The organism is Nocardia sichangensis (genome assembly GCF_047200615.1).
GTDB lineage: Bacteria > Actinomycetota > Actinomycetes > Mycobacteriales > Mycobacteriaceae > Nocardia > Nocardia sichangensis.
On the sequence record NZ_JBJZOK010000033.1, the window covers coordinates 53,856 to 73,534 of the forward strand.

General features: G+C 69.0%; 19 protein-coding genes. 5 read left to right on the top strand and 14 right to left on the bottom strand.

Annotated features, from left to right (window positions below; translation table 11 throughout):
• Positions 1-173: 173 nt before the first annotated feature.
• Genes mhpA through ACL03I_RS33195 form a run of 5 tightly spaced genes read right to left on the bottom strand, consistent with a single transcriptional unit; the run spans position 174 to position 6,130 of the window.
• On the bottom strand, positions 174-1,808 hold the full coding sequence (gene mhpA, locus ACL03I_RS33175; RefSeq protein ID WP_412807912.1) for a bifunctional 3-(3-hydroxy-phenyl)propionate/3-hydroxycinnamic acid hydroxylase MhpA: 1,635 nt from the start codon (positions 1,806-1,808) through the stop codon (positions 174-176).
• Positions 1,805-2,152: a DoxX family protein gene (locus ACL03I_RS33180; RefSeq protein ID WP_412807913.1), complete on the bottom strand. Its 348-nt coding sequence runs from the start codon at positions 2,150-2,152 to the stop codon at positions 1,805-1,807. The genes mhpA and ACL03I_RS33180 overlap by 4 nt, the downstream gene beginning before the upstream one ends.
• Positions 2,149-4,065, bottom strand: a complete 1,917-nt coding sequence (locus ACL03I_RS33185) for an acyl-CoA synthetase (protein WP_412807914.1) — start codon at positions 4,063-4,065, stop codon at positions 2,149-2,151. The genes ACL03I_RS33180 and ACL03I_RS33185 overlap by 4 nt, the downstream gene beginning before the upstream one ends.
• Positions 4,062-5,000: a fumarylacetoacetate hydrolase family protein gene (locus tag ACL03I_RS33190; protein WP_412807915.1), complete on the bottom strand. Its 939-nt coding sequence runs from the start codon at positions 4,998-5,000 to the stop codon at positions 4,062-4,064. Before ACL03I_RS33190 ends, ACL03I_RS33185 begins: the two co-directional genes overlap by 4 nt.
• Positions 4,997-6,130, bottom strand: coding sequence for a VOC family protein (locus tag ACL03I_RS33195; protein WP_412807916.1), 1,134 nt, complete (start codon positions 6,128-6,130; stop codon positions 4,997-4,999). Before ACL03I_RS33195 ends, ACL03I_RS33190 begins: the two co-directional genes overlap by 4 nt.
• Before the next feature lie 133 nt (positions 6,131-6,263).
• Here ACL03I_RS33195 and ACL03I_RS33200 point away from each other — a divergent pair, with 133 nt between their 5' ends.
• Positions 6,264-6,923, top strand: a complete 660-nt coding sequence (locus tag ACL03I_RS33200) for a TetR/AcrR family transcriptional regulator (protein ID WP_355079509.1) — start codon at positions 6,264-6,266, stop codon at positions 6,921-6,923.
• Positions 6,924-7,122: 199 nt separating this feature from the next.
• Here the strand turns inward: ACL03I_RS33200 and ACL03I_RS33205 are convergent, their stop codons facing one another.
• The gene (locus ACL03I_RS33205) at positions 7,123-7,830 is read right to left on the bottom strand and encodes a TetR/AcrR family transcriptional regulator (RefSeq protein ID WP_412807917.1); all 708 of its coding nucleotides are present in this window, start codon (positions 7,828-7,830) and stop codon (positions 7,123-7,125) included.
• Positions 7,831-7,868: 38 nt separating this feature from the next.
• Here ACL03I_RS33205 and ACL03I_RS33210 point away from each other — a divergent pair, with 38 nt between their 5' ends.
• Positions 7,869-10,115: a molybdopterin-dependent oxidoreductase gene (locus ACL03I_RS33210; RefSeq protein WP_412807918.1), complete on the top strand. Its 2,247-nt coding sequence runs from the start codon at positions 7,869-7,871 to the stop codon at positions 10,113-10,115.
• 11 nt (positions 10,116-10,126) lie between these two features.
• The gene (locus ACL03I_RS33215) at positions 10,127-11,833 is read left to right on the top strand and encodes an FAD-dependent oxidoreductase (RefSeq protein WP_412807919.1); all 1,707 of its coding nucleotides are present in this window, start codon (positions 10,127-10,129) and stop codon (positions 11,831-11,833) included.
• 25 nt (positions 11,834-11,858) lie between these two features.
• Here the strand turns inward: ACL03I_RS33215 and ACL03I_RS33220 are convergent, their stop codons facing one another.
• Both ACL03I_RS33220 and ACL03I_RS33225 read right to left on the bottom strand, forming a co-directional pair.
• Positions 11,859-12,083 carry a hypothetical protein gene (locus tag ACL03I_RS33220; RefSeq protein WP_412807920.1) on the bottom strand — a complete coding sequence of 75 codons (225 nt, stop codon included), beginning with the start codon at positions 12,081-12,083 and terminating at the stop codon, positions 11,859-11,861.
• Between the two features lie 140 nt (positions 12,084-12,223).
• Positions 12,224-13,132, bottom strand: coding sequence for a Rossmann-fold NAD(P)-binding domain-containing protein (locus ACL03I_RS33225; protein WP_412807921.1), 909 nt, complete (start codon positions 13,130-13,132; stop codon positions 12,224-12,226).
• 80 nt (positions 13,133-13,212) lie between these two features.
• Here ACL03I_RS33225 and ACL03I_RS33230 point away from each other — a divergent pair, with 80 nt between their 5' ends.
• Together ACL03I_RS33230 and ACL03I_RS33235 are read left to right on the top strand one after the other, a co-directional pair.
• Positions 13,213-13,623: a winged helix-turn-helix transcriptional regulator gene (locus ACL03I_RS33230; protein ID WP_412807922.1), complete on the top strand. Its 411-nt coding sequence runs from the start codon at positions 13,213-13,215 to the stop codon at positions 13,621-13,623.
• Between the two features lie 61 nt (positions 13,624-13,684).
• A complete protein-coding gene (locus ACL03I_RS33235) occupies positions 13,685-14,341 on the top strand; it encodes a hypothetical protein (protein ID WP_412807923.1) in 657 nt (218 codons plus the stop codon).
• Positions 14,342-14,509: 168 nt separating this feature from the next.
• Here ACL03I_RS33235 and ACL03I_RS33240 read toward each other — a convergent pair whose 3' ends face one another.
• From ACL03I_RS33240 to ACL03I_RS33265, 6 genes are all read right to left on the bottom strand, one after another.
• A complete protein-coding gene (locus ACL03I_RS33240) occupies positions 14,510-16,174 on the bottom strand; it encodes a regulator (protein WP_412807924.1) in 1,665 nt (554 codons plus the stop codon).
• A gap of 15 nt (positions 16,175-16,189) precedes the next feature.
• Positions 16,190-16,900, bottom strand: coding sequence for a cysteine hydrolase family protein (locus ACL03I_RS33245; RefSeq protein ID WP_412807925.1), 711 nt, complete (start codon positions 16,898-16,900; stop codon positions 16,190-16,192).
• Complete coding sequence (locus ACL03I_RS33250; protein ID WP_412807926.1) at positions 16,900-18,285, bottom strand: allophanate hydrolase; 1,386 nt, start codon at positions 18,283-18,285, stop codon at positions 16,900-16,902. Before ACL03I_RS33250 ends, ACL03I_RS33245 begins: the two co-directional genes overlap by 1 nt.
• 63 nt (positions 18,286-18,348) lie before the next feature.
• Positions 18,349-19,017: a GntR family transcriptional regulator gene (locus ACL03I_RS33255; protein WP_355079529.1), complete on the bottom strand. Its 669-nt coding sequence runs from the start codon at positions 19,015-19,017 to the stop codon at positions 18,349-18,351.
• Between the two features lie 126 nt (positions 19,018-19,143).
• Complete coding sequence (locus tag ACL03I_RS33260) at positions 19,144-19,266, bottom strand: hypothetical protein (protein WP_412807927.1); 123 nt, start codon at positions 19,264-19,266, stop codon at positions 19,144-19,146.
• A gap of 125 nt (positions 19,267-19,391) precedes the next feature.
• Positions 19,392-19,610, bottom strand: a complete 219-nt coding sequence (locus tag ACL03I_RS33265; RefSeq protein WP_412807928.1) for a hypothetical protein — start codon at positions 19,608-19,610, stop codon at positions 19,392-19,394.
• Between the last annotated feature and the right edge of the window lie 69 nt (positions 19,611-19,679).

The window sequence follows — 19,679 nt, forward strand, 5'->3', positions numbered from 1 at the left end:
CTCGGCGACGGTGCCGCGGTCAGGCGTGCCCGAAGTGCGTGATGTTCATAACTCCTCGCCGACCCAGCCGATCTGCCGGCGCAGGCGAGATCGCCGACGTCCTCGCCGGCAGGCGAGTTCAGCGGTCGAGGTCGACCAGTCGGGATGACCCGTTCGGCTGGTCCCTCGCCTAGCTAGGAGTCGCTCACTGTCAGCGCGTCTGCCTGCACAATGCCGCCGGAACTGGGCGGGCGACTGATGGGTTCGACGCGTTCAGCGGCTTTCGGGGTTGGCGAGCCGGTCTGCGCCGGACGTGCACTCGGCGCGAAACTCGGCAGTGACGAGTACAGATCCGACACCGTTCTCCCGCAGGTCTGCACGGTGCCGTCGGGGCGGACGAGCACGGCGTCGGCGCGCCCGCCGCGCAGCCAGCGGTGCAGCGCGGTGCCCGGCACGGCCCGCAACACCACACCGCCGCGCTGTTCGACGGTCGCCGCCTGCACCGGTGATGGGGCCGATGTCGTGATGATGGCGTAACGCCCGGCGATGAGGTCGTCGACCCGGTGCCCGTCGGCCATCCGTTCGTTCGGGACCAGCCGTCCGGCCAGACCTCGACGCAGCGGCGGTGCGGTCACCAGCGCGGAGCGGTGCAGCTGCGGTGACTCTCCGCTGATGATCGTCCGGGTCAGCCCGGGCAGCCGGTGCAGTCGCGGAGCGAGCAGGCCGCGCAGTCGATTGCCCAGTTCGCCGCCCTCGGTCATGGTCGAACCCATGAGTTTGGCCAGCCGGATCATCATGTGCGCGTGCGGTTTCCGCTCGGTCTCATAGGTGGCGAGCACCGGCTCAGGAAGCTCGCCGCGCAGCACCCCGGCCAGCTTCCAGCTGAGATTGGCGGCATCGCGCACGCCCGCGCCCATGCCCTGCCCGATGAACGGCGGGGTGAGGTGGGCGGCATCGCCGAGCAGGAATACGCGTCCGGCACGCCATCGGTCGGCCAGCTGCGCGCGGAAGGTGTACTCCGCCACCCGGACCAGCTCCAAGCCCTCGCGGTCGGCGTCGGCCAGCCATGGGGCCAGCAGGGGCCACAGTCGAGCCAGATCACGGTAGTCGTCGGCGGATTCGCCGGGCCGCAAACGGAATTCCCACCGGTGGCGGGTCGTTCCGATGCGCATGTATGTCGCGGCTCGATGCGGGTCGCATACCTGATGCACGCCTCCCCAGTGCCCAGGATCGGCCGTGGTCGCGAGGTCGACGACCAGCCAGCGCTGCTCGAATCGCAAATCCCGCATGCGCGCGCCGATCGCGGTGCGCACCAGGCTGTTCGCGCCGTCGCAACCCAGCACGTAGCGGGCGCGGACCGACTCGGACGCGCCGGTCGCGCGGTCTTCGAAATCAACCCGGATACAGTCCTTCTCGACCGTCAGCCCGGTGACTTCCACCCCGCCGCGCAGCGAAACGGTCGGATGCAGCGCCAGATTGGCCCGCAACAGCGCCTCCAGCTCCGGCTGGTCGAACAGGTTGGCTTCGGGGAATCCGTTGCGGCCCCCGGCCGGATCGCGGTCGAATTGCGCCAGCACCCGATGCCGCGAATCCACCAGGCGCAACCCCGGGGCGGGCCGGGTGATCGCGTCGAACCCCGGCCCGATGCCGAGACGTTCCACGATCCGCCGGATCTCACCGTCGAGATGGACCGCGCGCGGCTGCGGGTAGACGCCCTCCCACCGCTCGAGGACCAGCGATTCGATGCCGTATTGGGCGAGCAGCGTGGCCGCGGTGAGCCCGGACGGGCCCGCTCCGACGATCACCACCGGAACTGTCGGCGAAGTCATCGGGATCCACCGATCAACGTGGCCACGTAGGCCGTGGCGACCACAGCCGTACCCGTCGCGGGCGCGATTTCGGTTGCGCCGTCGCCGTTTCTGAGATGGCTGGCGACCGCACCGGTCATCAACAGCACCAGCCCGGCCCCGGCAGCCCGGCCGATCGCGGGGCGGACCGGTCCCAGCAGCACCCCACCGGCCGCGAGGAGTTCGACCGCGCCGATGCCGCGATAAGCGGTGGTGGAGTACCCGAGATGCGCCGCACGCTCGCGCATTGACGCGACCTTGGCCGTCCCGAGGTATAGGAATTCGGCTGCCAGCACGCCCCCGAGCACCTTCGCCACGGTTTTCATCGCCGCACCTCGATTCTCGCGTCGATCGCATAGCGGCCCAGGATCGCCTCGGCCGCGGCTGGATCGACATCGGGGTCCAGGACGACGGTGGCGACGATCGCGCCGTCCTCGACCGCGGCGGAGATACCCGCCACACCGGTGGTCTCGGCGAGCGCGTCGAGCAGTTCGCGGCGAGTGGCATCGGCGCGCAGGCTCAGCTTGTACGGCTTTCCGACATCGGTGACGGGCAGCGAGTCGAGGATGGTGACCGTCTTGGGGGCGGCGGCGCGCTCGTGCACCCGCTCGGCCGCCCACGCCACCAGTTCGCCCTCGGTGGCCTCGGCGCCCGCGGTGAGAGCGACGTAGGCGACCGGGACCTCGCCGGCGTGTACGTCCGGGCGGCCCACCGCTCCGGCCGCGCTCACCTGCGGGTGGCTCAGCAGGGCGTCCTCGATGCTCGCAGGATCGATGTTGTGGCCGCCGCGAATGATGAGATCCTTTGCGCGACCGTGTAGATAGATGAATCCCTCCTCGTCGATATGGGCCATGTCACCGGTGCTCAGCCAGCCGTCGACCACGGTGCCCAGTCCATCGAGGCGGTGACCGTGTTCGTCCCGGCCGGTCACGTATCCGGCGAAGACCGTGGGGCCGCTGATGACCAGGACACCGGTCTCCCCGTCGGGGAGTGTCTCCCCCACCCCGTCTTCAGCCGTGCGGACGACCGCGACCTGCTGATAGGGCATGCGCTGCCCGACCGCGCCGGGCCGGGGAACCTCCGGGAAGCTGCGTGCGGTGGCGCACGTCGCCTCGGTGAGGCCGTATCCCTCCACCAGCGTGACCCCGGTGTGCAGCTGGAAGTTTTCGCGGACCGCGAGCGGCAGCGGGGACGCGCCGACCATCGCGTAGCGCAAGCTGGTGACGTCGGTGTCGATCGGGCATTGGGCCAGTACCGCATACACCGTCGGCACGGCGCTCATCGCGGCAATCCGGAAGTGCGCCACGATATTCCAGAACTCCGCGTAGAGCGTGAAGTCCCGGTATCCCAGCGGACCGGCCCATACCACCGGCTGACCGCGGAACAGCGGCGCGAGCAGGGTGACGACCAGCGCGTTGACGTGGAACAGCGGAAGCGCGGCGAAGACCACCGATTCCTCATCGAGCAGCGAGTTGGCGGCGATCATCCACGCATTGGAGACCTCACCGGAATGTCGGTGCGCCGCCAGTTTCGGCACGCCCGTCGTGCCGCCGGTGTGGAACAGCGCCGCCAGATCCGATGCCGCCGGTGCCTCTCCGTGAAAGCGGCTCGAATCCTCCTCGGCGGCAAAGGTATCGAGGTAGCCGATCCGGATGCCGCCGATGCCTGGCAGGGTCGGCGGCGGCTCCGGAGCTGCCGTCGGACGCAACACCAGCAGGGCATCCAACAGACCGCGCGCCGCGAGTTCGCGTGCGGTGGTCCAGGTGTCAGGCTCGAGTTCCGGACCGGCGGCGATCAAGACCCGAGCGCCCGAGCGGCGCAGCAGCTCCGCGACGTGCTCGTGCGACAGGCCGCCATTGATCGGTGCGGCGATGCCCGCCAGCTGCGCGGCGAGGGTGGCAGGGATCAGCTCCGCGCAGTTGGGTGCGATCAGCGCGACCGCATCGGCGCGGCGCACACCCAGCTCGCGCAGCAGGTTCGCGTACTTGTGCACGTCGGCGAGCAGCTCGGAGTAGGTGCGCTGCAACGGCTCTCGCCATCGCGCCGCATCCGGCAGCACGGTGATCGCGGTGCGCTCCGGCCATCGCGTCGCCGCGCGGACGAGCAGGGCGTAGGTCGATTCGGGCAGGCCGCGCGCCTCGAGCGGTATCGCTTCGATGGCGGCCAGGTCCTCCGGGCCGGTGTACCGGGGCCAGAGCAAGTCCTCGGTCGAGGTCTCGAGGGTCGTGTTGTCGGTCATCGGGCGTACCTCACGACCGTGCGCTGGCGGCCCAGGTCGAGGGCGCCGTCGTCGGTGCCGATCGCGGCCTCGACCACGTCCCCGTCCTTCAGGTACTTCGGGTTCTTGGCCTGGCCTCGGAAGAACATCTTCCACTTGACCTTCGGCGGCAGCAGCGAGCCGATGATCTCCACCGGCTTGGGCGGGGCACTGAGCGCGGTGCCGATCGGGGTTCCGGTGAGTAGCAGATCCCCGGCGTCCATGCGCTGGAATCGGGTCAGCGCGCGCAGCGTCTCGACCGGCCGGTAGATCATGTCCGCGACCGTCATGTCCTGCCGCAGCTGGCCATTGACCCACAGCCGCAGCCGCAGATCTCCGAACCGCTTCAGCTCATCGGCGTCGAGCAGCACCAGCGCCGGGCCGACCGGGGTGAAGGTCGGATACGACTTCGCTTCGTAGAACTGCGTTTTCGGCAGCTGCACGTCGCGCGCTGAGATGTCGTTGGTAACCACCAGGCCCGCGACGTAGTCCGCGAGGTTCTCCGCCGAGACATCAGCGCCGACCGGCATCTCGCGACCGAACACGAGGCCGATCTCCACCTCGTAGTCGAGCAGCTGCACATGCGCGGGCCGGATGACGTCGTCGTGGGGTCCACTGATCGATCCGGACGCCTTGCGGAAGAACGTGAGCGGCACCGTCTCGGGGTCCATCCCCGAGTCCTTCACGTGCGAGGCGAAGTTCGTCATCTGCGCCACCACCCGACACGGCGCGGTCACTGGGGAAATCAACGAAAGGCTCTGTACCGCTATTGTTTCCGCGCCGGATGCAGCCGCGGCGATCGCCTCACGGTCGGCGAGCAGTTCCCGCGTGGTCGTCGCGGTGGTATCGATACGGGCGGCACCGGCGGGGGTCTGCACCCACCAGGCGTCGGCGGTGCGGAGGATGGATGTGCTCATGAGTTGGCCACTTTCAACAGGCCGCGCAGGCGGCGGATATCGAATTCGTTGTCCTCACGCAGCGCGTCGACGATCGAGCGCAGTGCGCGCAGCGATTCGGCTCCGGGCTTGATGCCGAGGAAGTCCTTGGTCACGGGCGGGCCCCACTGCGCTAGACCGGAAGCGCTCATCGGCGCCCAGCCCGGCTCGAGGGTGCAATCGAACATGTCCCCGTCAGTGAAGTGCTCCACCATGAACCCGTCGGGATCGCGCCAGTAGTCGAAGATCTGGCTGCCCTGGATATGGCGGCCGATCCCCCACGATCGGCGATAACCCTGTTCGCGCAGGTACTCTCCACCCGCCGCGAGCGCGTCCAGGTCGGCGACCTGATACGCGGAGTGCACATAGCGGTTCGACGGCCCGAGCGTCAACGCGAGCGTGTGATGGTCGGTCGGCACCGAACCCTGGTCGCAGCGAATGAAACTCATGACCGGACCACGCTCCCGCTGGCCCGGGTAAAAGAGGAAGTCGCTGACGATCAGGCCCAGATTCCGCAGATACCAGTCAAGGCTCTCGCGGTATCTCGTCGACTGGATCACCACGTGTCCGAGCCGACGCACGCGTGCCGGTGCACGCAGCGGTCGCTGCGTGGCATTCACCCGGGCCACCTCGTGCCCGAAGTTGAAGATGTGGGGCCGTTGCGTCGGCAAAGCCTCCAGTTCGTGCGTCTCGGCGACCACTCGCACCCGCAGGCGGCTGGGATCGGCCAGGTCGACGGTCAGTCCGCCCAGTGACTCCGGCAATGGCATGGCTCGCGCACCGGTCGCGGCGGCCAGTCGCAGCAGATCGGCGGAATCGGCGGCACGAAAGGCCGGACCGACGAAGCGCGAGCGGACACCACGCCGGATGAGCACGCAGGGCGCGCCCGGATCGGTCCCGCGCAGCTGCAACTCGTCGGCCGTCCGCATGGCGGTCGCGAACCCGAAGGCGTGGGCGAAAGCCTCCGCCCCGTCCAGGTCGGGCTTCTCGAACTCCAGCCACGCCAAGTCCAGCACCTTGATCACGGGATTGCGCGCCCGGCCCGGATGCTCACCCGCGTGCGTCCCCTGCTCGCTGTGCAGACCGCTGTGTACATCGTGATGGCCGCTCATCGACCACTCCCTTCCAATAACTGACGATATCGTCACTCACGAGAGCGGCGTCAGTCAATACCATCTGACGATTCCGTCAAAATTGAATCGAGCGGCTATGATGGTGAGCCTGTCCAGTAGGAGAGATGCATCGATGACCACGCACAATGGGTCGGCACCCAATCGCCTGGAACGCCGCAAGGCCCGCACGCGCGCCGCGCTGGTCGGCGCGGCGCAATCACTGCTGGCCGAGGGCAAGATCAATGTGCCGATCCTCGAGATCACCCAGGCCGCCGACGTCGGCATGGGATCGTTCTACAACCATTTCCAGAGCCGCGAGGAGCTGTTCCATGCTGCCGTCGAGGAGGCACTCGACCGGCACGGAGCACTGCTCGATCTGCTGTGCGAAGACGTCGAGGATCCGGCTCAGGTCTTCGCGCAGAGCTTCCGCCTCACCGGCCGCCTGCACCGCCTGCATCCCACCCTCAGCAAGGTCTTGCTCAATGACGGGCTCGGCCTGGCGAACTCGGACCGCGGGCTCGCGCCTCGCGCACGCCGCGACATCGAGGCCGCGGCCGAAGCCGGGCGCTTCGACATCCGCGACCCGGAACTGTCGATGACCATCGTCGCCGCCGCGGCCCTGGGCCTCGGACGCCTGCTGCACGACCATCCCGAACGCGACGACGCCGAGGCCGCCGACCAGGTGGCCGAGGACCTGCTGCGCATGTTCGGGCTCTCCTCCGAGGAAGCCCACGAGATCTGCCGACGCCCGCTACCGCCGTTGGACCTGCCGCGCGTCGGCTCGACTCCATAGACTCAGCGGTCGTCAGCGACGGGAGCCTGCGGCAACCATCTCGAGGGGGCAACGCTAGCTGGGCCGTCGCGGCCGGAGCACCGCATGCTCTACCGGGGCCGGCACACCATCGAACGCCGGTCGGTGGGCCACGCGCCGCGCGACTCCAGCCGCTGGGCAGGGGGAATAGTGCTGGCGCGCATACGCTGCATGCGCGACGCTACGACGACGCCTGCGCGCTCGGTGAAACAGCCGAAGCCATCGGCTCGGCACGGACCACCTGCTCACGGAGCCCGATCGGCTCCTCGTGCCGGCGGGCGGCCGCATAGACCTGCAAGTAGCGAGTGATGGCGATCCGACCCTCGTCGGTCAGCGCGTCACTCTCGTCGCCGCGCTGGTGGGCCAGCTCGAAGACGTGGTCACCCAGCTCCACGGCCACCTCGACGACGCGTCGGCTGGTGCCGGGCGCGAGCAGGCCGGTGGCAAGCAGGTGGCGGTGGAGCAGGTCGGTGAGCCTGCCGAGGTGTTCTCTGATGTCGTCGCGGAGAGCTTCGTTGTGCCGGGAGGCGTAGTAGAGCGCGACGAAGTCCGGGTGGGCCATGTAGTGGCGGCCGTGAAAGGCGATGAACGCCTCGACGGCGGCCGCGATGTCCGGGTGTGGCCGGGCGGTGGCGAGGGACTCCTCCAGTTCGCTATCGAGGCGCGTGAGTTCGCGGGCGAGCAGCTGCTCGAAGATGGCGTCGCGGTTGGTGAAGAACTGGTACACCGTCGCGGACGGGACACCAGCACGTTCCGCCACGGAACGGACCGTCGCCGCGTCGGTTCCCTCGGCCGTGATGATCTCCACGGCGGCGTCCAAGATCCGCTGGACGCGCTCGCGGCTGCGCTGCTGGACCGGTTCGCGGCGGAGGGGGCTGGCGTCGGGCACGGCATCCATGGTAGACACGAAAAAAATAACATGACGTCATGTTCATGTTTCAGCTGATCTCTTGCGGAGGCGACTACACCATGAGCACGACCGGGGCAGCCGTCGATGCGTTGACCGAGGCGGGGCGGGCGAGACGCGGCTCCGAGGGCGGCGGCACCGCGAAGGCCGCTTGCAACTTGTGCGAGGCGATTTGCGGGATCGAGATCACCATCGAGGGCGGGAGGGCCGTCGGTGTGCGCGGCGACCGCGACGACCCCCTATCCCGCGGCCACGTGTGCCCCAAGTCCGTAGCGATGACCGACGTGCACAGCGACCCGGACCGGCTACGGCGGCCGCTGCGCAAGATCGACGGAGAATGGGTGGAGGTGGACTGGTCCGAGGCGATCAACGCGGCGGCCCGCGGACTCGCTCAGGCCCGTCGGCGGCACGGCGCGAATGCGGTGGCGGTCTACCTGGGCAACCCCTCGGTCCACAGCCTCGGCACGATGACCCACGGGTCCGCGTTCGCCTCATTGCTGCGAACCCACAACCACTTCTCGGCATCCTCGGTCGACCAGTTGCCGCACCAGGTCGTTTCGGCACTGCTGTACGGGCACCAGTTCCTGCTGCCGGAGCCGGATCTGGACCGGACACAGCACCTGCTCATGTTCGGTGCCAACCCGCGTGCGTCGAACGGAAGCCTGATGACCGCGCCGGATATGGCGCGGCGGCTGCGGGAGATCCGCGAGCGCGGCGGGCGGGTCACCGTCATCGACCCGCGCCGCACAGAGACAGCCGCGGACGCCGATGAGCACGTATTCATCCGGCCCGGCACGGACGCCGCGGTGCTGTTGGCCATGGTGCACGTCGTCTTGCGAGACTGGGCACCGCGCCTGGCCGAATACATCACGGGTGCGGACGCGCTCCGAGACGCGGTCGCCGAGTTCACGCCGGAAGCCGCCGGCCGTTTCAGCGGCGTGCCCGCCGCCACGATCACCCGCCTCGCCCACTCCTTCGCCGACGCGGGTCCCGCCGCCTGCTACGGCAGGTTCGGCGTGTCGACCCAGCGGCACGGCACTGTGTGCCAGTGGGCCATCCAGGTGCTCAACATCATCACCGGCAACCTGGGCCGCGAGGGCGGGACGCTGTTCACCGACCCGGCTATCGACATGACACGGCTGCTGAGCCCGGGCCATTTCGGCCGACGCCGCAGCCGTGTGCGCGGGCTTCCTTCCTTCGCCGGGGAGTTTCCGGTCGCCGCCCTTGCCGAGGAGATCACGACGCCGGGCCAGGGGCAGGTCCGGGCGCTGTTGACGATCGCGGGAAACCCGGTGCTGTCCACTCCTGCCGGAGCCGCACTCGGCACCGCGCTCGGCGGCCTCGACTTCATGGTGGCCGTGGACTTCTACCTCAACGAGACCACTCGCCACGCCGACGTCATCCTGCCGCCGACCAGCGCGCTGGAACGAGACCACTACGACTTGGTTTTCCGGTCCTTCGCCGTCCGCAATACCGCGAAATACTCGCCCGCGGTGCTGCCCAAGCCGCGCGGCGCGCGGCACGACTGGGAGATCTTCCGCGACCTCGGCTCGGCCTACCAACGCCACCTCGGAGGCGGCCGGATGCAGGTATTGCGCCGTCGCCTCAGTAGGCCCGCCCTGGCCACCGAGATTCGGCTGCGGACACCGCCGCGCCGGCTGGTGGACCTGCTCCTGCGCACAGGTCGCTACAAACTGAGCGTGCGGCGACTGCTCGCTCACCCGGCCGGGCTGGACCTGGGCCCGCTGCGGCCGGGCGTCGAGCATCGCCTGCGCACTCCTGACCGCCGACTACACCTCGTGCCACCGGAGATAGCGGACGCCCTCGACACCCTGCGCTCCGACCTGTGTACGGCTCCGGCGGATCCAGGGTCGCTGCTGTTGATCGGCCGACGGCACCTGCGCTCCAACAATTCCTGGATGCACAACTACGCCCGCCTCGTCGCCGGTCCGCAGCGACACCATCTGCTCATGCATCCTGCCGACGCGGCCCGCCTCGGACTGGCCGACGGGCCCGCCGTGCTGCGCTCACGCACCGGCGCCGTGCGGGTGGACGTCAGGCAGACCACCGACATCATGGCGGGCACGGTCAGCCTGCCGCACGGGTACGGGCACGCGGCGGCGGAAAGTCGGCTGTCCGTGGCCTCCCGCGTCGCGGGCGCGAGCGCCAACGATGTCACCGACCCACTGTTCCTGGACACCGTCAGCGGAAACGCCGCCCTCAACGGAATCCCGGTCACCGTGGAACCGCTCCCCGACTCCCGCTAGCAAGGAACGCCATGCCCCACGTCATCACCCAGCCGTGCTGCAACGACGCCTCCTGTGTGCCGGTGTGCCCGGTCGGCTGCATCCATCCCACCCCCGACGAACCGGGCTTCGCCTCCGCCGAAGCCCTCTACATCGACCCCGCCAGCTGCATCGACTGCGGCGCCTGCGTCGCCGAATGCCCGGTCGGGGCGATCACCCGCGACACCGCGCCCGCCGCAGGCCGGTTCTTGGACCTGGCGGAGGCTTATTACCAGCGAAACCCGCTGCCGCCCGGCATCCCCGACGCCTCGCCGCCCGCTGCGCGGGCCGAGATCGAGGAGCTTCGAGTCGCGGTGGTGGGCTCCGGGCCCGCAGGCGCGTATGCCGCACTCGAGCTGCTCGAGCATCCGGGCGCGACAGTCACGATGTTCGACCGGCTGCCCACACCGTGGGGGCTGGTGCGAGGCGGCGTGGCCCCCGACCACCCGTCCACCAAATCCGTCACCGAGGTATTCGAGCGCGCCGCCGCCAATGGCCGCTTCCGCTTCCACCTCAACGTCGAGGTCGGTACCCACATCACCCACGACGAGCTGGCCGCAGCGCATCACGCCGTCGTCTATGCCTATGGGGCCTCCGGTGACCGCCGCCTGGGGATTCCCGGCGAGGACCTGCCGGGCAGCGCGTCGGCAACCGAGTTCGTGAACTGGTACAACGGCCACCCGGACTTCATCGACCGCACGTTCGATCTCTCCTGTCGCCGTGCGGTCGTCGTCGGCAACGGCAACGTCGCCCTCGACATCGCCCGCCTCCTGGTCGCCGATCCCGCGGAGCTCGCCGCCACCGATATGGCCGACCACGCGCTGGCCGCCCTGGCCGCAGGCACGATCGAGGAAGTCGTGGTGCTCGGCCGGCGCGGCCCCGCGCAGGCCGCGTACACCACTCCCGAGCTGCTCGCCCTGACCGATCTCGACGGCGCCGATGTCCTCGCCTTGTCCGACGAGGCCAAATTGGATCCCGACCAGCTCGCCGCACTTCGATCGGACCCGATCGGGCTGGCCAAAGCGCAGGCTGCCGCGGAACTCACCAAGCGCCGCCGCGGTGCGTCGCGCCGTATTGTCCTGCGCTACTTGTGTTCTCCGCTGGAGATCTTGGGCGATCAACGAGTCACCGGAGTGCGTGTGGCTCGCAATCGGCTCGAACACGGCCCCGGCGGCGACGTCCGCGCTGTCCCGACCGGAATCGAAGAGACCATCGAGGCGGGCCTGGTACTCCGGGCGGTGGGCTACCGCGGCGCTGCGCTGTCCGGCCTGCCCTTCGACCATGACCGCGGTGTGCTGCCCAACGACTTCGGCCGAGTCCTCGCCGGGACTGGCGAACCCATCCCCGGCGTTTACACGGCGGGATGGATCAAGCGGGGCCCGTCCGGAGGCATCGGCGCCAACAAGAAATGCGCACTGGACACTGTCGCCGCACTCCTCGCCGACCATTCCGCAGGATTGCTTCCCACCCCGGCAACCACCCCGCAGGACCTCGACGCACTGGTCCGGCAGCGCCGGCCCACCGCTGTCGGTGTGCACGAGTGGAGGGCGATCGATCGGACCGAGCGCGACCTCGGCGCGGTTCAGGAAAGGCCGAGGCGCAAACTTGCCTCGTTCCCCGCCTTGCTCGCCGTTGCGCATGGGGAGGACTCGATGCCGACGATTCCACTGCCGATCGACGCAGACGGGTTCCGCCTCTGACCAATTCCTGCTAATGCTGCGTTCCTCAAAGGTGGTAGATAAAACGGCGGCGTAGGGTCCTGGGTTTCGGCTCTTGCAGCTTGAGCCAGCATGCCCCGACCAGGATGAAGGCATGTTTGATCCGGGGGTGACCCTCGAGCCATTCGCGGGTGGATTTGCTGTTGTGGCTGGAGAGGTTGTCGGTGATGACATGGATGTCACCGGTGGGGTTGGCCGGTTCGAGCATTTCGAGGAAACGCTGGTAGTTCACGCTGTTGCGCGAGGATGCGGTGGGTGTGGCGGCGTGACCGTCGCGCCCGCGGATCGATCCGTGGACCCAGATCTTGTCGGGAATGCGCTACAGCGATATCGCACAGGAGCTGGACATTCTTGACTCGCCCGGCCTGCTGTTCAGCGCGACGCGTTCACCGATGCCGACTGAAACCCGCCCGCGCGCACCGCGTCGGTGATGAGCGTCCGAACGTCGCGCGGTGCGCCCGGCAGCAGCTCGAGGAGGTCGGTGCTAGATGCCTCGAGCAGTCCGGCACCGAGATTCGCGAACAACGAGAGTGTATGCGTGATCTGGTACGGCTCCAATCCACTGCCCTGCAACATATCCCGCGTTTCGCCGAGCGATATCGGCACGTATCGCACTGGGCGATTGAGGGATTCGCTCAGGATCTCGGCGATATCCGGGCCGCCGATCGCGGTCACACCCTCGAGCTCGTATACCTTGCCCGCATGTCTGCTGGGCCGCCCCTCAGCCAGATCACGCTCGGATTCCGCGGCTACCCGAACGGCTACCTCGGCCAGGTCCTCGCGCGCCACCACAGAGATCCGGCCGGTGCCGAATGCCGCCGCGAATACACCCGATTCGGCCGTGGAGGCGGCACCGGCGACGGCGAGGCCGACCGGCACCTCCGCGTAGAGGCCATTGCGCAGGACGGTCGCGTCGAAAGGTGCTGCGGCGAGACGTTTTTCGGTCCAACGGTGCGGCAGGGCGATGGTCGTCAGATCGCCGGATCCCGCGAGACCGGTGTAGATCACGTGCCGGACACCGGCCGCGCTGGCGGCGTCGATCACCGCACCGTGGCGGGCCAACACCACATCGTCTTCGGCGTATCCGGCCGAAATCAGGACCAGGACATCGACATCCCGCAGTCCCGCGAACAGCGTCGCCGGGTCGTCGAAATCGATACGGCGCGTGGTGATGTCGTCACCGGAGCGGCTGCCCGCCGCTACGGTCAGGTCGTCGAGGGTGGACAGGCCGCGGTGGACGAGGCCGCCGAGGGCTCCGGAGATGCCGGTTACCAGGATCATCGCAACACTCCCGATTGTTGTAGTTGCTGGATTCGACCCAGCATCGGCGGCCGCGGCGCGCGGCATAAGGAGGCACTTTCATGTCGGTCACGAACACTGCGGTCACCGCGCAGGTCGCGGGCACTATTCCCGACGGGCCCTGTGGCGATGACGACTGCGGCATCCGCGATGTGCTCGACCGATTGGGGGATCGGTGGACGGTATTGGTGATCGTCGAACTGAGTAGAGGAGTGCGGCGTTTCCGTGAGTTGGAGCGGGCGATTCCGGGCATCTCACAGCGGATGCTGACACTGACCACCAAACGCCTGTGCCGCGACGGCATGGTGGAGCGGATCGCGTACCCGACGATCCCACCGCAGGTCGAATACCGGCTCACCGAGACCGGCCAGAGCCTGGCCGCGGCCATCAGCGCACTCGCCGATTGGTCGCGCGAGCACAAGGACCACATCGCCGACGCGCGCCGACACTGGGATGCCGAGCACGGCGACTGAACACCTGTCGCGGGCGGGCGAACAGCGCTTGAATGGAAGCATTCCCACAGGGAGGTTCCCGATGACCCTTACCGCTCGTGACCTGCTCTACGGGATCCAGGCCGAGCTGGCCCCGCACGACGACGACAATCGCATGGTTCCGCTGATCTCGGTGGGCAAGGCGCCACGCGCGGTATTCGCCGCGATCGCCGCCGAGGAACAGCGCATCATAAGCAGCGACTGGCGCAGCTTCCACGCCATGGCGGCGCGGGCGGACGACCCGAACGTCAGAGCGTTCCTCGACGCCCTCCCGCCCGGCGAGCAGCAGGCACTGGCTCTGTTGGACGCACTCGTGGCGGCGGCCGGACCAGATCAGGGCATGGAGCCGCCGAGAGCGGGTTGTCAGGCCTATCCCGCGTATGTCGCGTGGCTGGCGCTCAACGCCGAACCCTCCGCAGCGACTGCCGGTATCTACGCGAATGTCGCCGCATTCGGCCGCTACTGCCGTGTGGTCGCCGACAGCATGCGTACCAACTACAAGTTCGACGACCCGGCCTGCGCATTCTTCGACTTCTTCGCGGCCGATAGCCCCGAATATGAACAGCGGGCCCTCGCCGCAATCCAGGCCGGAATCGACACCGACCGACTGAATCCGAACGACGCCCACCTGTACGCCAGACTCTTCCAGAACTACGAACTCATGTTCTGGAACACCCTCGCCGACGAGTTCGCCGGATAGCGCCGCAACCGTCGGTGTTCCTCCGAGCCGACCGCTCGTCGGCAGCTGAGCTAGCTCGCACCGTCGTAGACCACTGCCGATCGGCGAATCTCGATATGTTGATCAACAACGCGGGCCGCCCGCTGCAAGACCCGTCTGACAATCCCGTGGCACACAGAACGGGTTAGCTCAGTCGAGCGGCGTCGCGGCGGGCTCCACGGCCACCGGCTCGGGCTGCGCCGGTGTGGCCTCTGCCGGTCGCGTCGACCGTTCGGGCGCTGCCGGGACCGCCGCGAGCGGCTTCCGAGCCCCGGCCAGCCGCGAGTAGGCGAGGCAGACCAGCCCGCATAACAGATAGCCCAGCGCCACCTTCGGTGCCGCAGCCCAGGCGATCTGGGCGGCGTGGATCAGGCCGATCCAGCTCAGTGCCGCGGCGGCGGCGCACGCGGTGGCCGCGGCGACGAAGCGCTTGTCCAGGATGAAGGTCACGACCGCGCCGAGCACCAGACCGGCCAGCACACCGCCCGAGCCCAGCGTCTTCAGCCCGTCGTACACCACGCCCGCTTGGCCGAGCGCGGCGTCGCCGACGTTGTCGGCGGTGGTACCGGCCGCCGTCAGCGCGTTGTCGATCTGGCCGACCGCCCACTCGGCGAGGTTCGGGATCAGCGCCGCGACCACCGCCACGGCGTGCAACTTGGGCACCGCCTGGAACGCCTGTGCGCCGATCAGCAGGCCGATATACAGCAGAATCGGCACGATCGCCGGGATCGGCAGCAGGGTGGCGAGCACCCCGAACAGCCCCAGCAGGCACATCACGCCGATGGTGACGCCGCTGGCCAGCGAGTATCCGGTGCGCCCGCCGGCGTCCTTCCAGCCCGGATGGCCGATGTAGACCGCGGGCGGGAACGGCGAGCCGAAGCCTGAGCCGACGACGGCGCCGAGCCCGTCGGCGAGCAGCACGCTGCGCAGGTTGTAGTTGTCGCCCGCCGCCGCGGCGCTCTCCACGTTGCTCATCGCCTCGGTGAAGTTGTAGACGCCCAGCGGAATCGCCGTGGCCAGCAGCGGGCTGAGATTGCCGAGGCCGGTGAACAGCAAGTGCAGGTGCAGGGTCGGCAGCCCGATCGCGATGTCGTGCGCGGCCTTGCTGACGTCCGGCACCGACATGAACCCGCCGATCCAGCCGATCGCCGTGCCGATCAGCAGCGCCACCAGGCCGACCGGGACGTTGCCGGGCAGCCGCACGTCGGTGAAGAAGCCGATCAGGATGATCGCAAGCACGGGCAGCGCGATCCACGCGGCCTCCCACATCTGCGCGGCCGGGCGCATGGAGATGAACGTGATCGAGATGCCCGCCAGCGTGCCGAGCATTGCCGCGCGCGGGGTGATGCGGCGGATGTAGGGGCCCACGAAGCCGCCGATCATGACGATCACGCCGATCAGGAACGCCCAGGCCAGGCCCGCCGACCACGCCTTCAGTGGATCGTGGCTGCCCAGATAGATCGGCAGCATGACCACGAACACCACGATGAACATGTGCGGCACGCTGGGTCCGTACGGCAGAGCCGTCACCGTCGCCCGCTGTTCGCGGCGAGCGAGGCGGCGGGCCAGCAGCACGTAGTAGAGGTTGCCGAGCACCAGGGCCACCCCCAGCGCGGGCAGCACGCTGCCCAGCACGTCCTTGCTGGAGATGTTCACCACCGTGATGGACAGCGTGGTGAGGGTGAGCACGTTGACCAGGACGTTGAAGCAGAGCCCGAAGTAGGCGTTGGTGTCGCCGCGCGTCCACCAGGGCAAGCGGAGGGCGGCGGGTTCCTCGGCGGGTGCAGTGTCACTGGGTTGCGTTTCGAGGGACATCGGCTTTCCTGTTCACTAGACCGGGCGTATCGGCGAAGGGTCGAGCTGGGCGGGGGTGGTCAGCGCGGCGACGACAGCGGCCGAATCGGCGACCCAGCCGAAAATGCCGCCCTGTGCCGCGATCATCTCCAGCCCCACTCGCTGGAATTCGGGGAAATAGGAACCGACGCAGTCGGACACGACCAGGCACTCGTAGCCCCGGTCGTTGGCTTCGCGCACGGTGGTGTGCACGCACACCTCGGTGGTGACCCCGGTGACCAGCAGGGAGCGGATGCCCCCGCGCTGCAATTCGTCGGCGAGGCCGGTGGCGTAGAAGGCGCCCTTGCCCGGCTTGTCGATCACGACCTCGTCCGGCAGCGGTGCCAGCTCGTCGACGATGTCGTGGCCGTACTCGCCGCGGATCAGGATGCGGCCGAACCGCCCCGGGTCGCCGATGCGCTGGGAGGGGTTGCCGCGCACCAGCTTCGACGGGGGGCAATCGGACAGGTCGGGCCGGTGACCCTCCCGGGTGTGCAGCACCGGCACCCCCGCCGCGCGGGCGGCGGCCAGCAGCGCGCGCAGCGGCTCGATCACAGTGCGCAGCAGTCCGACGTCGTTGCCGAGGCTCTCGCCGAAGCCGCCGGGCAGCAGGAAGTCCCGCTGCATATCGATGATCAGCAGGGCCAGGGTGCCCGGCTCGTATCGGAAGGGTCCCGGCCGCGCCGGAATGGACTGTGTGGCGGTCATTACCGCTCCTTCGCTGCTCGGGCGGCGGCCGCGGCGGTCACCACCGTGCGGGGTTCGTCGAGGATGCGCGCCGCGGCCGCCAGCACGGTGTCGTCAGCGAGCGCGGGACCGGCCACCATGACCGACAGCGGCCGTCCGTCGCCGGTCACGCCCACCGGCACCGCCACGGCGGTGAGGTCGAGCAGATTCCCGAAATGGGTGTAGTGCCCGAGCACGGTGTTGGTGGCGACAGGATCGGCCAGCACCTGCGCCACGGTGAAGGTGGTGCCGATGGCGGGCAGCACCAGCACGTCGAAGTCGGCCCACATCCGGGCCACCCGCGCGCGCAGCCGTTGTAGCCGCTGCTGCGCCCGGAACACGTCCACCGCGTCGAACCGGTAGCCACCGGTGAGGATTTCGCGCACTGTCGGCAGTATCGAGTCCGGATGATCGGCCAGGAAGTCGCCGAACTCCACCAGCCGCTCGGCCACCCAGGGGCCCTGATAGAGCAGCTCGCCCGCCGCCAGGAACGGCTCCAGAGTGGTCGCGACGCAGTCGAATCCGAGCCCGGACAGGCGCTCCCGCAGCGTCAGGTGCGCATCACGGAACACCGTGTCGCCGAAGAACTCCAGCTCCGCCGCCGCGGGCAGCCCGGCGCGCAGCCGACCGCCGCGGTGGCGCGGCCCGCGGGGGCGGCTCCAGGGATCGTCCGGGTCCACCGCCGCGATCACGTCGAAGACCCGGTCGAGGTCCTCGATCGAGGTCGCGGTGAGGGTGACGCAGTCCAGCGACTTGCACGCCGGGACCAGCCCGACCGCGCTGATCAACCCGCGCGACGGCTTCCAGCCGACGATGCCGTTGAGCGCGGCCGGGACCCGGCCGGACCCGGCGGTATCGGTGGCCACGCAGAACGGCACCTCGCCCAGGGCCACCGCCCGCGCGGAGCCGGAGCTGGACCCGCCGCAGACGAGGTCGCCGCCGAAGACGCTGCGAGGGATGGTGTATGGGGTACGGGTGCCGTTCAGCCCGGTGGCGAACTGATCCAGGTTGGTCTTGCCGACGAACAGCGCGCCCGCGTCCAGCAGGCGCTGCACCGCCGGGGCGGTTCCGGTTGCCGTATAGGCGAAGTCGGGGCAGGCCAGGGTGGTGGGCCAGCCCGCGACATCGATGCTGTCCTTCACCCCGAACGGCACGCCGTACAGCGGCAGCGTGCGCGCGCCCGGCCGCCGCTCGATCTCGGCCGCCGCGGCCAGCAGTTGCGCGCGGGGCACCGGCGTGATCCAGGTGCCGTCGTCGCCGTTGGCGGTGATCGCGTCGGCGACCCGCGCCGCGGTGTTCGTCGGTGAGCCGCTACCGCTTTCGTGTGAATGCAGGATCTCGGCGATGCTGGGTCCCGTGCTGCGCATTTGTCGATTGTCGACAGAATGCGTGAAGCCCGGTGTGTTCGTGTGTTTCGGCTGTGTTGCCGGTCAGCGGAATTCGAGATCGAGGTAGGCCAGCTCGCCGTGCGTGCGCATCTCCTCCAGCACGATGTCCCGGTCGTTGGTCTCCAGGGCGGCCAGCAGCGCGGCGTGCCGGCGCACCCCGTCGCGGCGGTGCGTGGCCCGCGCCTCCTCCCGCAGGTTGCGGGCCATCGGCAGCTGCAGCTTCAGCAGGATCGGCGCATAGGCCAGATCCAGCTGCCGATGGCCGGCCAGCGCGACGATCGCGGCGTGGAAGCGGCGGTGCGCGTTGTCCCGCTCGAAGTCGTCGCCGCAGCCGTCGGCCGCCCGCATGTCGGCCAGCGCGGCGCGCACCGCGCGCAGCGGATCTCCCGTGGCTGGCAGCGGAAACGCGCTCTCCACCGCGTGCCGCTCCAGGACCCGCCGCAGCTCGAACAGTTGCCGCACGTCCGTGGCCGACCACACCACCACCCGGAAGCCGCGGCGCGGCAGATGCTCGATGAGCCCCTCCTGCACCAGCAGCCGCAGCGCCTCCCGCACCGGCGCCCGGCTGGTGCCCAGCCGGGCGCACAGCGCCTCCTCGCCGATCCGATCGCCCGGCGCGTACGCCCCGCTCAGTACCTCCGACCGCACATGCCGCACCGCCAAATCCACCAGGCTCGGCGGCAGCACGGTCTCCTCAGCACGCACCGTCATGCTTCGAGTCTACGAACGGGGTGTTCGGCGGCCGCTGCCCCGGACCCGCCCAGGACAGGAAGGCCGCCGTGGACACCGTGACGTCGGCGGAGCTGTAGTACCAGCCGTTCCAGGTGTCGGCGACGATCACTGGATGCCGTGCCCGCGCGCCGTGTCATCGGTGGGCAGCCAGATCCCGTTGCAGCCTCGACCTTGTTCCACTGCCTCGGGGAGCGCGACGTGCGGCATGAACAATCTGAAGCGGTTCACCGAATTCGACACTGGCGCCGCGCGCATCGGCGGCCACCGCTACCGAACGAATGCGCTGCGCGAGCACCCCGAGTCTCGGCTTCGAACGCACGGTGTTGTCGCGACCCGCGCGGTTCAACGCCGCCTCAGAACAGCCGATCACCCGAAGGCACGGGCGTCGTTCCCACGCGTACGCGCTCCTCGTCGTCGATGACATCCTCGATCGCGTCGATCTGGTCCTGAACCACCTCGGCGCGCGCCACCAACTCGATCCGGTCGGGCTCGGTGAGGCTCTCGGCACCGAGCTTCTCGAAAACGCAGGAGAGCACTGACCGTAAGTCCTCTAGCTTGCTGTCTGACTCCACGGGACCTCACCCTACGTCCGAACTCGACGAACATCCGCTTCTGCCGATTATCGAGTGGTAGACGCCGAT